Genomic DNA, 13407 nt, shown 5'->3' on the forward strand with positions numbered 1-13407 from the left:
CGAGGACGTACGCCTCCCCGAGTACCGGGCCCCTTCGGGGTGCGTGGGCGGCCCGGCCGTGCCCAAGGTGGGGCTACACGGCGTGGCCGGACATCCAGGCCATCGAGATCCACTCCGACCGGTACGCCGTGACGGACTCCGGGGTGATCGCCGAACACGTTCTGCTCTGCGACCGTGACGGGCGCCGGGTGCTGCTGCCGCACCTCGACGGCAAGACCGTGTGCGCGCTGCGCGAGGGCGTGGCGGAGCCGCGGGCTACCGGCTCGCGCGGGGCAGGTCAACTCCGTTGAGATGAGGGGGAATTACCGGACCCTGATGTTCCCGTTCCGCAGCGGCTACTCCTTCGGGAAGAAGTCCAGTACGGCGTGCCCGTCACGGACCCTTTCCACCCGGAAGCCCAGTCCGTTCACACGGCCGATGCTTCCCTCGCTGACCGACGAGGCCAGGAACGTGCCGGTGCCGGAGGCCTGTACGACCACCGAGCGTGCCGTGATGCCCGTGACCTCCAGCGAGCCCACGCCGAACCGGCTGTCGACCGCGATGCGCGTCGGCTGCCTCGTCACGAGAATCCGGCAGCGCCCGTCGAAGCAGGCACCGACGTCGGTGCCGTGCTCCCCTCTCCCGGCGCCGGATACCGGGACAGGAGCGGACACGGACGGAGAGGCGGGCGGGGAAACCGCCGACGAGGACGGCGACCCGGTCCCCTCCCCCAGGGCGCCACCTCCCGTTCCGGTCACGCCGGCCCCCGATCCGCAGCCCGCGAGGGCCACCGTCATACCCCACCCCAGCACGGCCACGACGCTCCGGTGCGCACCCATCGACCTGCTCCTCGTCCTGTGCCCCGCGCCCGTGCCGCACGGGTCTGTCACGGTGTTTCCGTTCCACGGTCGTTGTCGGGGCACACCGTCGGGACGGGTCCCGAACACAAGAGCGCACCAGGGCCGGACCTACTCGTTCCACCGGGAAACAGGCCGTGGCGTCACCATCCGAGGAGACCGGCGATGCACTTCTGCGACAGCCTGGCACGCGGTGTCGCCCCGACCGGTCCCGGCACCCTGCACGCCCGTACGGGTCACCCGCTGCATCAAGGTGGCGCCGCGGCCCGGCCTGACCGTGTCCTTCGGCCGTGGTGAGGAGCCCGACGTCGATCTGGGCCTCGGCATGGACGACCTGCGGGTCAGCCGACGGCACGGCGAGTCGGCGTACCGCGGACGACAGTGCAACCTGCTCAAGGACCTGGTGGAATCGGCGACGCTGGTCCCGCCGGACCTGGATCTGCTGGAGAAGGACTGACCGGCGGCGGTTGCCGTGCGGCTCGGCGAGGGGTGGCCCGCTCAGGGCGGGCGAAGCGGTCCAGGGTCTTCGACGACGCCGTGCCGTCGGGGGCCGTCGGGGCGTGCGTGACACGCTTCGGGGGGCGTGATGGCATGGGGGCATGGAGCTGCGGGAGTTGCGGGCGTTCGTCGCCGTGGTGGAGGAGGGCGGGCTGTCCGCCGCGGCACGGCGGCTGCACATGAGTCAGCCGGCCCTGTCCCAGACGGTCAGCGGACTCGAACGGCAGCTCGGAGTGAAGCTGCTGGTGCGCGGCCACTCAGGGGCGCGGGCCACGGAGGCGGGCGCCACCCTGCTCGCGGAGGCGCGCGCGGTCCTCGCCCGGCATGACCAAGCCGTGCGCGCGATGGCCCGCTACACCGGCCCGGGCAGCGGGGCGCTGCGGATCGGGATCCCGCTCGAACTGCCCCCGGGTCTGCTGGATCCGGCGCTGGCCGACCTCTCCGAGGCGTACCCGGACACCCGTGTGCAGGCCCGGCACCTGTCCTCGGCCGAACAGCTGGCGGCGCTGCGGGCCGGCGAGCTGGACGTGGGCCTTCTGCGGGAGCGGCCCTCGAGTCCGGAGTTCGACGCGCTGCTCGTCGTACGGGAGAAGCTGGGCGTGCTGCTGGCCACGGAGCAGGCCGCCGAACTCGCCGGACCGGACGGCATCGCACTCGACGCGCTGGCCGGCCTGCAGTGGGTCGGATTCCCGCGCGCCGGCAGTCCCGCCTGGTACGACGAGCTGACCGCGATCCTGCGCGGGCACGGCCTGGACCTGGGTCCGGAGCCCCCGCAGGGGCAGACGCTGATCGCGGACGTGAAACGGGCAGCGGTCGCCTCCGGGCGGGCGTTCACGCTGGCTCCGCCCGACTGGCAGCAGCCCCTGCCCGACCATGTGACGTGGTCGCCGCTGGTCGGGCAGCCGTTGGTGCGGCGCACCTGGGCGGTGTGGCCGGCCGACTCGCGCCGCCGCGACCTCGGGCGGTTCATCGCCGCGCTCGACCGGTCGGTGAGCGGCTGATCCGGTCCCCCCGGCCCGCGGTAGTGCCGGGCGGGTCAGACGGCCGTACGACCTCCGTCGACGGGCAGGACGGCACCCTGTACGAAGCTCGCCCCGTCGCCGGCCAGATAGGCGATCGCCTCGGCGATCTCCCGGGCCTCGGCGGGCCGTCCGGCGGGTGCCTGCGCGGCGAGCGCCCGGAGGTCCTCGCCCATGGCGGCTGTGCCTGCCGTACGGGTCGGGCCGGGCTCCACGGCGTTGACCCGCACCCCGTGCGGGCCGAACTCGGCGGCCCATGCCTTGGTCAGCAGGTTCAGCGCCGCCTTGCTGGAGCCGTACAGCGCCATCCCGGCGACGCCGTACTCGGCGACCATGGTGCTGACGTTGACGATCGCGCCGGACCCGCGCCCGGCCATCGCCGGGGCCAGCCGGGCCACCAGGTGGAACGGCGCCTTCACGTTCAGGTCGTAGACGAGGTCCACGTCGGCGGACGACGCCTGTGCCGTCGGGCCGAACGGGAAGATGCCCGCGCTGTTGACCAGGATGTCCACGCGGCCGCCGCCCAGCTCGGTGGCCTGCTGGGCCAGCCGCCGCGCCGACTCGGCGTCCGCCAGTTCGGCGGCGAGGAAGTCGGCCTTGCCGCCGCGCTCCCGGATGCAGGAGACGACGGTCCCGCCGCGGGCCGCGTCGCGCCCGGCGACCAGCACATGCGCGCCGCGCTCGGCGAGCAGCTCGGCCGTCGCCGCGCCGATGCCACTGGTCGCTCCGGTCACCAGAGCCACGCGCCCGGCCAGATCAAGAGAACCCATGAGAGCTGTCCTTCGTATCGACGAGTGAGGGGACGGGAGTCCGAACCTCCGAAGCCGTGCGGGGATTCCGGACCGGCCAAAGGCGGTACTTATGGCCACCCTTACTGGGGCCTATGGCCGGGGAGCGAGGAACCGCGTGCACGTTGGGGTTACATGACCCGTACGGCGCACGGATGCGATCCCTTGAACGGCTCACAGCACCGATCGTGATGCGAGGACACCATGAGCGAAGCTCGCGAAACCCAGGAAACCGATGCCTACGACGTGATCGTGCTGGGCGCCGGCCCGGTCGGGCAGAACGTCGCCGAGCGGGCCCGCGCGGCCGGCCTCTCCGTGGCCGTCGTGGAACGGGAGCTCGTCGGCGGCGAGTGCTCCTACTGGGCCTGCGTTCCCAGCAAGGCGCTGCTGCGGCCGGTCATCGCGGTAGCCGACGCCCGCCGGGTGGACGGTGCCCGCCAGGCCGTCACCGGCCCGATCGAGACCGAGGGAGTCTTCTCCCGCCGCAACCGTTATGTCACCGACTGGGACGACTCGGGGCAGGCCCGCGGGGTGAAGTCCATCGGCGCCGACCTGTTCCGCGGCCACGGCCGCCTCGACGGGCCCCGCCGGGTCACCGTCACCGGGGACGACGGCGCACGGCGGACCCTGGCGGCCCGGCACGCGGTGGCCGTCGCGACGGGCAGCACACCGGTACTGCCCGACATCCCGGGCATCGAGGAGGCCCGGCCGTGGACGAACCGGCACGGCACCGACTCCAGCACCGTGCCCGCCCGGCTCGCCGTCGTCGGTGGCGGCGGAGTCGGCGTCGAGATGGCCACCCTGTGGCAGGGCCTCGGCTCCCGGGTCACGCTGCTCGCCCGGCGCCGTCTGCTGCCCAGGATGGAACCCTTCGCCGGAGAGCTGGTCGCCCAGGGGCTGCGGGACGCGGGCGCGGACGTCCGGATCGGTGTGCGGGTGACGGCCCTGCGCCGCCCCGACGCCACCGGCCCCGTCACGCTCACCCTCGACGACGGCAGCGAGCTGGAGGCCGACGAGGTGCTGTTCGCCACCGGCCGCGCCCCCGCCACCGGGGACATCGGACTGGACACGGTCGGGCTCACGCCCGGCTCCTGGCTGGACGTGGACACCACCTGCCTGGTGTCGGGCGTCGACGGCGAGTGGCTGTACGCCCTCGGCGACGTCAACCACCGCGCCCTGCTCACCCATCAGGGCAAGTACCAGGGCCGCACCGCCGGAGACGCGATCGGCGCGCGCGCCGCCGGACGCCCACTGGACGACGGCCCGTGGGGCGACCACGCGACCACCGCCGACCAGCACGCCGTACCCCAGGTCTTCTTCACCGACCCCGAGGCGGGCGCGGTGGGCCTGACCGCCGAACAGGCGACCGCCGCGGGTCACCGGATCAGGACCGTCGACCTCGACTTCAACGCGGCCCAGGGCGCCAACCTCTACGCCGACGGCTACCAGGGCCATGCCCGGCTGGTGGTCGACGCGGACCGGGAGGTGCTGCTCGGCGTGACCTTCGTCGGCCCCGGCGTCGGCGAACTCCTGCACTCCGCGACGATCGCCGTCGCGGGCGAGGTCCCGCTCAAGCGGCTCCGGCACGCGATCGCCCCGTTCCCCACCGTCAGCGAGATCTGGCTGTTCCTGCTGGCCGCGTACCGGCGGGAGCAAGCGGCGCGGCGGTCCTGACGCCTCGCGGGCCTCGTCAGCAAGCTCGACGAGTCCGGCCGTCGCTGCCGTGAGCTGCGGCTGGGCCGGCATCCACCGCATGGTCGCGTACGGCGTCCGGCGTGCCTCGTGACCCGGGTCGATCGCCGAGGGAGGCCGGCGTTTCGCGCCGCTACGCCTCCGCTCCGTCGGCCGCGAAGGCGGTGAGCAGTGCCTGGACGGTGGCTTGGACCTGGTGGGCGACCGCCTCGGGGGTGGAGGTGTCGAGTTTGCCGTCGAGGTGCAGGAAGGCCAGACCGTGGACCAGGGCCCACACTCCGGTCGACAGGGCGTGCGGGTCGGCGCCGGGAAAGGCGTGCCGGACCAGGGTGATGACGTACTCGGAGATGGCGGCGGTCGCCTCGGCCCGGTCACCGTCCTCCGGGTCGCAGGGCTCGGCGAACATCACCCGGAACAGGGCCGGGTGGTCGAGGGCGAACCGGACGTAGGCGACGGCCACGGCGGCCAGGTCGTCGGGTGTCGGGGGCGAGGGGTGTGCCGCGGCCAGTTCCGCGGCGAGTTCGCGATAGCCCTCGGCGGCGACGGAGGAGACCAGCGCGTCCCGGTCCGCGTAGTGGCGATAGGGAGCGGTCGCGGAGACACCGGCTCGCCGCGCCACGGCCCGCAGCGACAGCCCGGAGCTGCCGTTCTCCTCGAGCAGCTCCCGTGCCGCTCGCAGGCATGCGGCGCGCAGGTCGCCGTGGTGGTACGAGGCATTCGACTTCGGCATGGCCGCCCCAGGAAAGTTGACGCTGCTTACATTGCCGCCCTAATGTGAGCGGTGCACACATCATATCCGGCCATGAGGAGGTCCCGCGATGTCGCACGCCTTGTTCTCCCCCCTGCACCTGCGATCCGGGGCGGTGTTGAGCAACCGGATCGCGAAAGCGGCCATGGAGGAAGGGCTGGCCGGTACCGGTCAGCTGCCGGACGAGCGGCTGCACTCGCTCTACCGGCGCTGGGGCGCCGGCGGCGCGGGGCTGCTGATCACCGGCAACGTGATGGTGCACACCGAGGCGCTGACCGGCCCCGGCGGCGTGGTGCTCGACGAGTCCTCCCCGCTGAGGCCCTTCGCCGAGTGGGCCAGGGCCGGCCAGGCCGGCGGGGCGGCGATGTGGATGCAGATCAACCATCCCGGCCGCCAGGTGGAGGCCTCGATGCCCGGCGTCGTATGGGGGCCCTCGGCCGTCGGGGTCGAGGTGGGCAGGCACAGCCGCCGGTTCGGGCGGCCCACCGCCATGACGCCGGAGCAGATCGAGGCCACCGTGGCACGGTTCCGGACGACGGCCGTGCGAGCCGAACAGGCGGGATTCGACGGCGTGGAGATCCACGCCGCCCACGGCTACCTGCTGTCGCAGTTCCTGTCCCCGCTGGTCAACCGGCGCACCGACGCCTGGGGCGGGTCGCTGGAGAAGCGGGCCCGGATGCTCTTGGACGTCGTACGGGCGGTCCGGACCGCCGTGTCCCCGTCGTTCGCGGTCGCCGTGAAGCTCAACTCCGCCGATTTCCAGCGCGGCGGGTTCGACGTCGATGACGCCCGGCGGGTGATCGCGATGCTGGAGCCACTCGGCGTCGACCTGGTGGAGCTGTCGGGCGGAAGCTACGAGAGTCCGGCGATGTCGGGCCGCGCCGCGGACGCGCGCACCCGGGCCCGCGAGGCCTACTTCCTGGACATGGCGGCGGACTTGGTCACCACCAGCCCGGTCCCGCTGATGCTGACGGGCGGGATCGCGCGACGGGACACCGCCGAGAGGGTCCTCGCCGGTGGCGTCGCACTGATCGGCGTGGGCACGGCCCTCGCGGTGACTCCGGATCTCCCCGGCCGCTGGCGCCAAGGCCGGGAAGCGGACGGGCAGTTGCGGCCGGTGAACTGGTCGGACAAGATCCTCGCATCGGCGGCCGGCATGGCACTGGTCCGGCACCAGCTGCGCCGGATGGCCCGCGGCCAGGAACCCGCCGTCGGCACCCGGCCCGCCTGCGCCCTCGTGTCCGACCAACTGGTCCAGCGGCGGGCCCTGCGCCGCTACCGTTCATGGCTGCCCACGTCCGCACCGCGTCGCAGTGGGGCGGCGAGCCGCGCCGCGTGATCACGTACCGGACGCCACCGTGCTTCGTCTCAAGCAGCCGAAGCCGGGCCCGAGTTCGGAGCAGACTCTTACCTGAAAAAATCCGCAAAGCTTCGGTCAATCCCTAGGATTCTGGCATGGGCATTCTGACACCACGGTTTCCAGAGACACTCGTGTGCATAGTGACCTTCGCCGTGATCTTCGTTTCCATGGCCAAGATCCTTCTGCCGCGCATCGACAAGGCCCTCGCCGAACGACACGAGGCCATCGAGGGCCAGAGGGACCAGGCCGAGCGGATGACGCGCGAAGCCCATGAAGTCCTGGCCCAATACCGCGAGGAGCTGGCCGAAGCCCGGCACGAGGCGGCTCGCGTACGCCAGGAGGCCTTCGAGCAGGGCACGCTGCTGATCGCCGGTCTCCGCGCCGAGGCCCAGCGGGAACGCGAGACGATGATCGCGCAGTCCCAGGCACGGCTCGCGGCCGACCGGGTTGTCGCGGCGGCGGAACTCCGGGAAAGCGTCGTCGTGTTGGCCACCGAACTGGGTGGACGGATGCTGGGTGAGCCGATCGACGGTGTCGCCCGTGACAGCGACGTCGTTCACCGCTTCTTCGCGGACCTCGACACCCACAGCTCGGCAGGTTCGCAGTAGCCCTGGTGCGGGAGCGCCCCGCCCCCGCGTTCGTGTGACCACCGACCCGGCCACCTGATTCTTCGTAGCTTCCGCCAGTACGGGCCCGCTCCCGGGGGTGGAGAGACTGCCAGGTGTCCAGGGCGCGGACACCACGACGGGAGGAGTGCGCGGTGAGCACACAGGAGACGTACGACGAGATCGGTGAGGCGTTCGAGGGCTTCAAGGCCCTGCCGCTGGCCCAGTACGTGGAAGCGCCCAGCTTCCTTGGCATGGTCGGGGACGTCACCGGCAAGAACGTCATCGACCTGGCCTGCGGTACCGGCTTCTACAGCCGTGAGCTGAAGCGGCGCGGAGCGACGGACGTGCTCGGCGTCGACATCTCCGGCGAGATGGTCCGCGCCGCGGAAGGTATCGAGCGGGCGGACCCGCTGGGCGTGCGCTACGAGGTCGGCGATGTGGCCGATCTGTCGCCGGCGCAGGAGCGATTCGACGTGGCGACCGCGGTGATGCTGCTCAACTACGCGGAGACCGTCACCGAATTCGAGCGGCTGTGTCGCAGGGTGCACGAGAACCTGAAGAGCGGCGGCCGGTTCTTCATGCTCCACCAGACGCCGGAGTACGACTTCTCCGGGCCGTCGCCGCGCCCGTACGGGTTCCTCACCGAGCTGACGGGCGAAGAGTGCGGCATCGGGCCCCGGGTGAAGATCACCGCGTTGCTGGAGGGGGCGCCGATCTCGTTCACGGCCGGTCTGGCACGCCGCGAGGTCTTCGAGACGTGCCTGGCCAAGGTCGGGTTCAGTGAGATCACGTGGGTGCCGACCGAGGTGTCGCCCGCCGGGATCGCCGCGTACGGTGACGAGTTCTGGGCGGACTACCGGGCCAACCCGGCGTTCGAGATGCTGCACTGCCGCGCCTGACGACCGGCCCGGTGCGGGAACATCGGGCCGCGGTGGCGGGCGACGCCGACACGTTCCCTTTCCATGACGGGGATGAACTGCGCGGCGTCGCCCGACCGGCCCGCTCCCCGCCCCGGAGATCTCGCAGGTGTGGCCGGCGGAGACCGGGCGGGCCGGCCGGCATCCCCAACCCCTGCCCGCCGACGCCGGCCTGACTCGTGTTCCGCCGCGACGGACGGGTCCGCAGGCTCCGGGTGGTCTGCCCCGGGGCCCCGCCAAAGGCACCAGGCATCGGAACTCCGGATGGTTCAAATTTGGTCTAGTCCTCTTGACGCACCGCCCCACGCGCTGTTTGGTATGTACCAACGTCGGCCCGGTACGACGCCACCCCATCACCCAACGCCCGAGGGGCATCCCCGAAAGGGGCAATGTCATGCACCTGGCAAGACCTCTACAACTCGCGGCTTCCGCCTGCGCGTTCGCGCTCGCCGCCACCGGCGTGGCCGTCGCGGCGGCTCCCACCGCCGGTGCCGCGGCGGGCAGCGTCTACTCCGTAGCCCCCTATGTCGATATGTCGAACGGTCAGGAAGGCCTGCTCGACACCGCCGTCACCGGACACCACCTCAAGGCCTACACCGCGGCCTTCGTGCTCGGTGAAGGCTGCAACCAGATCTGGGGCGACACCCTCCCCGTCGGCAACGACTCCTTCACCGACCCCGAGATCGCCAAGGCCAAGTCCGAGGGCGCCTCCGTCATCATCTCCTCCGGCGGCGCGAGCGGCGAACCGCTCGCCTGGACGTGCTCCACGCAGAGCAGCATCGACGCCGGTTACCAGGCCATCATCAACGACTACGGCGTCACCCAGCTCGACTTCGACGTCGAGGGCGCCGCCGTCGCGGACACCGCTGCGGCGGCCCGGCAGATGCAGGCGATGAAGGACCTCAAGGCCGCCAACCCCGGCCTGCAGTTCTCCATGACCCTGCCGGTGCTGACGAGCGGGCTCACGGGCGACGGCGTCAACATCCTCAAGGCCGCCAAGAACGCCGGCATCAAGATCGACGTGGTCAACATCATGGCCATGGACTACTACGCGGGCACCGGCACCGAGATGGGCCAGGGAGCCGTCGACGCCGCCAAGGCCACGCTGGCGCAGATGCAGTCCGTCGACTCCGGTTACACCTACGCCAATCTCGGGATCACCCCGATGATCGGCAAGAACGACGACGGCTCCACGTTCACCCTGGCGGACGCCCAGACCGTGGAGAACTTCGCCGCGCAGAACGGTGTCGGACGCCTCGCGTTCTGGGCGGTCACCCGGGACCAGCCGTGCGGCGGAAGCGCCAACTCCCTGCCCACATGCAGCGAGATCAGCCAGAACAGCCTCGCCTTCACGGACGCCTTCGTGCCGTACGAGGGCGGCGGGGGCGGAGGCACGAGCAGCGACTTCTCGCTCTCCCTGTCCCCGGGTTCCGCCTCGGTCGCCCAGGGCGGCTCCGCCACCGCGACCGTCGACACCGCCGTCACCTCCGGCAGCGCCGAATCAGTCACCCTGTCCGCCTCCGGCGCGCCCTCCGGTGTCAGCGTCTCCTTCAGCCCCGGCTCCGTCTCCTCGGGCGGCACCTCGACGCTCACGGCGACGGTCGGCTCGTCCGTCGCCGCGGGCAGCTACCCCATCACCGTCACCGGCAGTGCCGCCGGCGGCAGCCACAGCGCGACCTACACGCTGACCGTCACGTCGGGCGGCGGCGGGGGCGGAGGCGGCGGTTCGCTGACCAACGCGGGCTTCGAGACCGGCAGCCTCGGCCCCTGGACCTGCACGGACGGCAGCGCGGTCGTCTCCAGCCCGGTCCACTCCGGCAGCCACAGCCTTCAGATCACCCCCAGCGCCGCCGGCACGGGCGAGTGCGACCAGACCGTCACCCTGTCCCCCAACCACAGCTACACACTGACCAGTTGGGTCCAGGGCCCCTACGCCTACCTCGGCGTCAGCGGCGGCGCCACCGCCAGCACCTGGTCCAACAGCTCGACCTGGAACCAGCAGTCGGTCGGCTTCACGACCGGCAGCAGTGGAACCGTCACCGTCTACGTCCACGGCTGGTACGGCCAGTCCGACGTCTACGCCGACGACCTCACCCTGAGTTGAGCCCCGTACGGGCCCCGTAACACAGCAGGGCCCCCGGCCGGCGCTGATGCCGGCCGGGGGCCCTGTGCCGGATCGGGCCGTCAGCCGTCGTTCTCCGCGGACGGGATGTACGCTCCCGGCACGTCATCGGGGGCCACGATCTTCTTCTCCCCGGGGTACGGCTTCTTCCAGTCGTGCGACTGGTACCACGTGAAGTGGTTCATCTGCGTGGGGTTGGCGTAGTCGGGCACGGCGTCGGTGCCGGTCAGCCGCTGCTTCGACGTCCAGGTGTCCCACTGGGCGGCGAGCTTCTGCATGTCCGCCGGGACCGTCGCCGTCGGAGGCGCGGCCGCGCTGGGATTCCGCGCCGCCGGGATGTCCACGCCGCAGGACGGCGGGGTCTTCAGACCCGCGGTCAGCGAGGTCCGGTTGGGCAGCGCGGTGAACGGCGTGTCGTCCGCGTGCCGCGTGAAGGCCGCCGTCATCGGGGTGGCCGCGCTGTCCTTCTGGTTCATCGGGTGGATCCCGAGGATCTGCTCGATGGTGCGGATCATGGTGATCTGCGAGTAGTAGTGGCTGTCGACGACGCCGTGCCGGGCCCAGGGGCTGATGATCTGGATCGGGGCGCGGTGGCCGTCGACGTGGTCGAGGCCGGCCTGGGAGTCGTCCTCGACGACGAAGATCGCCGAGTCCTTCCAGTACTTGCTGTGCGAGATCTCGTCCACGATCCGGCCGGTCGCGAGGTCGTTGTCGGCGACCTGGGCGGCCGCGTTCGCCGGTCCGCCGGTGTGGTCGCTGGAGAGCCAGAACATGTTCAGGTTCGCCGGCCCGTTCTTCTCGAAGTCACGCTTCCAGATCTCGGTCCGGTAGATGTCCGGGACGCTGGTGTCGAACTTCGCGAAACCGTGCACCGACACGTCGTTGAGCGACGGGATCGGCGAGGACGAGACCAGGTCGTAGTCGGTGTCCTGCCCGGTCGACCGCATGGTCCTGGCGTCGCAGTACAGGTTCTGCCAGCTCGCGTCCGACGGCTTGGTCAGGAACTGCTGGAACTCGCCGAAGTCCCGCACGGACTTGCCGGCCGCCTGCGCGCCGGTCCACAGGAATCCGGTCCGCTGGTGACCGAGGGCGTCGTCCTCGGTGTCGTAGCTGCGGGCGTACTCACCGGCCGAGGACTCGGTGTACTCCGGATTGTCGGCCTGCATCAGCCAGTTGTGCCCCTCGGCGGAGTTCGTGCCGATGTCGTACGTGTTGTCGTACAGGCCGAACTGCTCGGCCAGGGCGTGCTGGTTGGGCGTCACGTTGTCGCCGAACTCCGCCAGCGACGGGTCGCCGTTGCCCTGGGGCATGTCGCCGAAGAGCTGGTCGTAGGTCCGGTTCTCCTTGACGATCAGGAAGACGTGCTTGATCGTCGAGGGGTCGCCGAGGCGTGCCGGAACGGGCGCGGGCCTGGCGTGGCTCCTGCCCTTGGTCAGCTCGACCGAACCGGGGGTCCAGCCGTTCTGCCGGAAGACCTTGGCCGTCTGGGACCGGATGGTGCGGTCGTCCGGCAGCGTGAAGTGCGTCAGGCTCGACGTGGTGTCGTGGGTGCCGTGTCCGGCGCTGGTGGTGGGCCTGCGGGCGTCGATTCCGCGCGTGTTGGAGACCACCACCTGGTTGCCGACGGTCGCGATCTCCGCGGGGAAGTAGTCCGTCGGCAGCAGGCCGACGTAACTGACCGGCTCCTGCGGGCTCGTGTACCGGTAGACCGCGATCGCGTTGGCGCGGCCGAGCGTCACCAGCAGCCGGCCGTCGTGGGTGAGCGTCACCGCGTCCGGCTCGTAGCCCACCGACGCCTCGGGCCACGGCTGGGTCGCGATGGTCTGGACGACCTTGTTCCGGACGGTGTCGATGACGGACACGTTGTTGGTGGCGGTGTTGGTGACGAACAGCGCACGCCCCTTGGCGTACAGGGCGGTCGGATGCAGACCGACGTCGATGCTGGAGACGGCCGCCTCGGGCTTCGCCAGGTCGATGACGCTGACCGTGCCCGTGGTGGTGGCCGCCGTCACCGGGTCGGCCGGCACCTGGGTGTTGTACGAGTTGATCGTGGTGTCGCCGGGCTTCGCCGGCCGCCCGCCCTCGTTGCTGACGTACAGCTTGGAGCCGACCTGGACCATGTCGCGCGGGGCGTTGCCCACGGCCCAGCTCTGCTCGATGGCGCCGGTCGCCGCGTCGAGGGCGACCACCCGGTTCTGTCCGTTGACCGCGGAGTACACGGTGGAGCCGTCGGAGGAGAACACCGCGGCACCCACGAGCGCGTGCTTGGCGCCGTCCGCCGGGATCTTGACGGACGTCGGGTCGGCGACGGTGCCGTCCGCGTTGACGGTGAACTTCGTGTAGCCGTCGGTCTGGCCGAGCCACAGCTGTGAACCGTCGGGCGAGTACGTCGGACCCTCCTGGCCCACGTCGTTGCCGCTGATGCGCAGGTCCGCCGACGCGGAGTTGCCGACGAGCTGCTGCACCTTCCAGTTCTTCAGGTCCACGATGGACATGGCCATCCCGCCGTCGGTGACCGAGGCGGCGAGATGGGTGCCGTCCGGACTGACGGACGAGGACATGATCTTGCCGTTGTCGATGACGAGACGGTCGCCGTACGGGGCGAGGTACTGGTCACTGGAGATGACCTGGCCCCGGTCGGTGCTCTGGCCGACCTGGTCGGTGCCGAACTGGCGCGTCGAGGCGAATGCGGCGCCGGCGGCGACGAGCGCGAACGCGGTGAGACCTGCCGTGATCAGCGGTATCCGGCGGCCGACGCGTCTGCCGAGCGGGCCGGACCGGCCCTCCTCGGCACCGCGGCGGCGGCGAGTAACCTGCAT

The 13407-nt window shown here is 71.4% G+C and carries 12 protein-coding genes; 8 read left to right on the forward strand and 4 right to left on the reverse strand.

Annotated features, from left to right (window positions below; genetic code table 11):
- Positions 1–128: 128 nt before the first annotated feature.
- Entirely contained in the window at positions 129–290 is a 162-nt protein-coding gene (locus ADK64_RS45830; protein WP_159046204.1) for a hypothetical protein, read from the forward strand.
- A gap of 45 nt (positions 291–335) precedes the next feature.
- Here the strand turns inward: ADK64_RS45830 and ADK64_RS09435 are convergent, their stop codons facing one another.
- Positions 336–563, reverse strand: a complete 228-nt coding sequence (locus ADK64_RS09435) for a hypothetical protein (protein ID WP_053656987.1) — start codon at positions 561–563, stop codon at positions 336–338.
- A 466-nt stretch (positions 564–1029) separates the two neighbouring features.
- Between ADK64_RS09435 and ADK64_RS09440 the strand changes: the two genes are divergently transcribed.
- Both ADK64_RS09440 and ADK64_RS09445 read left to right on the forward strand, forming a co-directional pair.
- Complete coding sequence (locus ADK64_RS09440; protein ID WP_053656989.1) at positions 1030–1293, forward strand: hypothetical protein; 264 nt, start codon at positions 1030–1032, stop codon at positions 1291–1293.
- 142 nt (positions 1294–1435) lie between these two features.
- On the forward strand, positions 1436–2335 hold the full coding sequence (locus ADK64_RS09445; protein WP_053656991.1) for a LysR family transcriptional regulator: 900 nt from the start codon (positions 1436–1438) through the stop codon (positions 2333–2335).
- Between the two features lie 35 nt (positions 2336–2370).
- Here the strand turns inward: ADK64_RS09445 and ADK64_RS09450 are convergent, their stop codons facing one another.
- A complete protein-coding gene (locus ADK64_RS09450; protein ID WP_107092946.1) occupies positions 2371–3123 on the reverse strand; it encodes an SDR family NAD(P)-dependent oxidoreductase in 753 nt (250 codons plus the stop codon).
- Between the two features lie 222 nt (positions 3124–3345).
- Between ADK64_RS09450 and ADK64_RS09455 the strand changes: the two genes are divergently transcribed.
- Positions 3346–4815 (forward strand): dihydrolipoyl dehydrogenase family protein, encoded by a 1470-nt coding sequence (locus tag ADK64_RS09455; RefSeq protein ID WP_053656992.1) that lies wholly within the window; start codon positions 3346–3348, stop codon positions 4813–4815.
- Between the two features lie 151 nt (positions 4816–4966).
- Here ADK64_RS09455 and ADK64_RS09460 read toward each other — a convergent pair whose 3' ends face one another.
- The gene (locus tag ADK64_RS09460) at positions 4967–5563 is read right to left on the reverse strand and encodes a TetR/AcrR family transcriptional regulator (protein ID WP_053656994.1); all 597 of its coding nucleotides are present in this window, start codon (positions 5561–5563) and stop codon (positions 4967–4969) included.
- Between the two features lie 88 nt (positions 5564–5651).
- Here ADK64_RS09460 and ADK64_RS09465 point away from each other — a divergent pair, with 88 nt between their 5' ends.
- The 4 genes from ADK64_RS09465 (at position 5652) to ADK64_RS09480 (ending at position 10570) form a co-directional block, all read left to right on the forward strand.
- Positions 5652–6920, forward strand: a complete 1269-nt coding sequence (locus tag ADK64_RS09465) for an NADH:flavin oxidoreductase/NADH oxidase family protein (protein WP_053656996.1) — start codon at positions 5652–5654, stop codon at positions 6918–6920.
- Positions 6921–7081: 161 nt separating this feature from the next.
- Positions 7082–7549, forward strand: a complete 468-nt coding sequence (locus ADK64_RS09470; RefSeq protein WP_234384508.1) for a F0F1 ATP synthase subunit B — start codon at positions 7082–7084, stop codon at positions 7547–7549.
- A 152-nt stretch (positions 7550–7701) separates the two neighbouring features.
- Positions 7702–8448 carry a class I SAM-dependent methyltransferase gene (locus tag ADK64_RS09475; protein ID WP_053657000.1) on the forward strand — a complete coding sequence of 249 codons (747 nt, stop codon included), beginning with the start codon at positions 7702–7704 and terminating at the stop codon, positions 8446–8448.
- Positions 8449–8860: 412 nt separating this feature from the next.
- Complete coding sequence (locus tag ADK64_RS09480; RefSeq protein WP_053657003.1) at positions 8861–10570, forward strand: carbohydrate binding domain-containing protein; 1710 nt, start codon at positions 8861–8863, stop codon at positions 10568–10570.
- Between the two features lie 80 nt (positions 10571–10650).
- On the opposite strand, the gene ADK64_RS09485 is transcribed toward ADK64_RS09480, so the two are convergent.
- Complete coding sequence (locus ADK64_RS09485) at positions 10651–13407, reverse strand: alkaline phosphatase family protein (protein ID WP_053657004.1); 2757 nt, start codon at positions 13405–13407, stop codon at positions 10651–10653.

The organism is Streptomyces sp. MMG1121 (genome assembly GCF_001280015.1).
GTDB lineage: Bacteria > Actinomycetota > Actinomycetes > Streptomycetales > Streptomycetaceae > Streptomyces.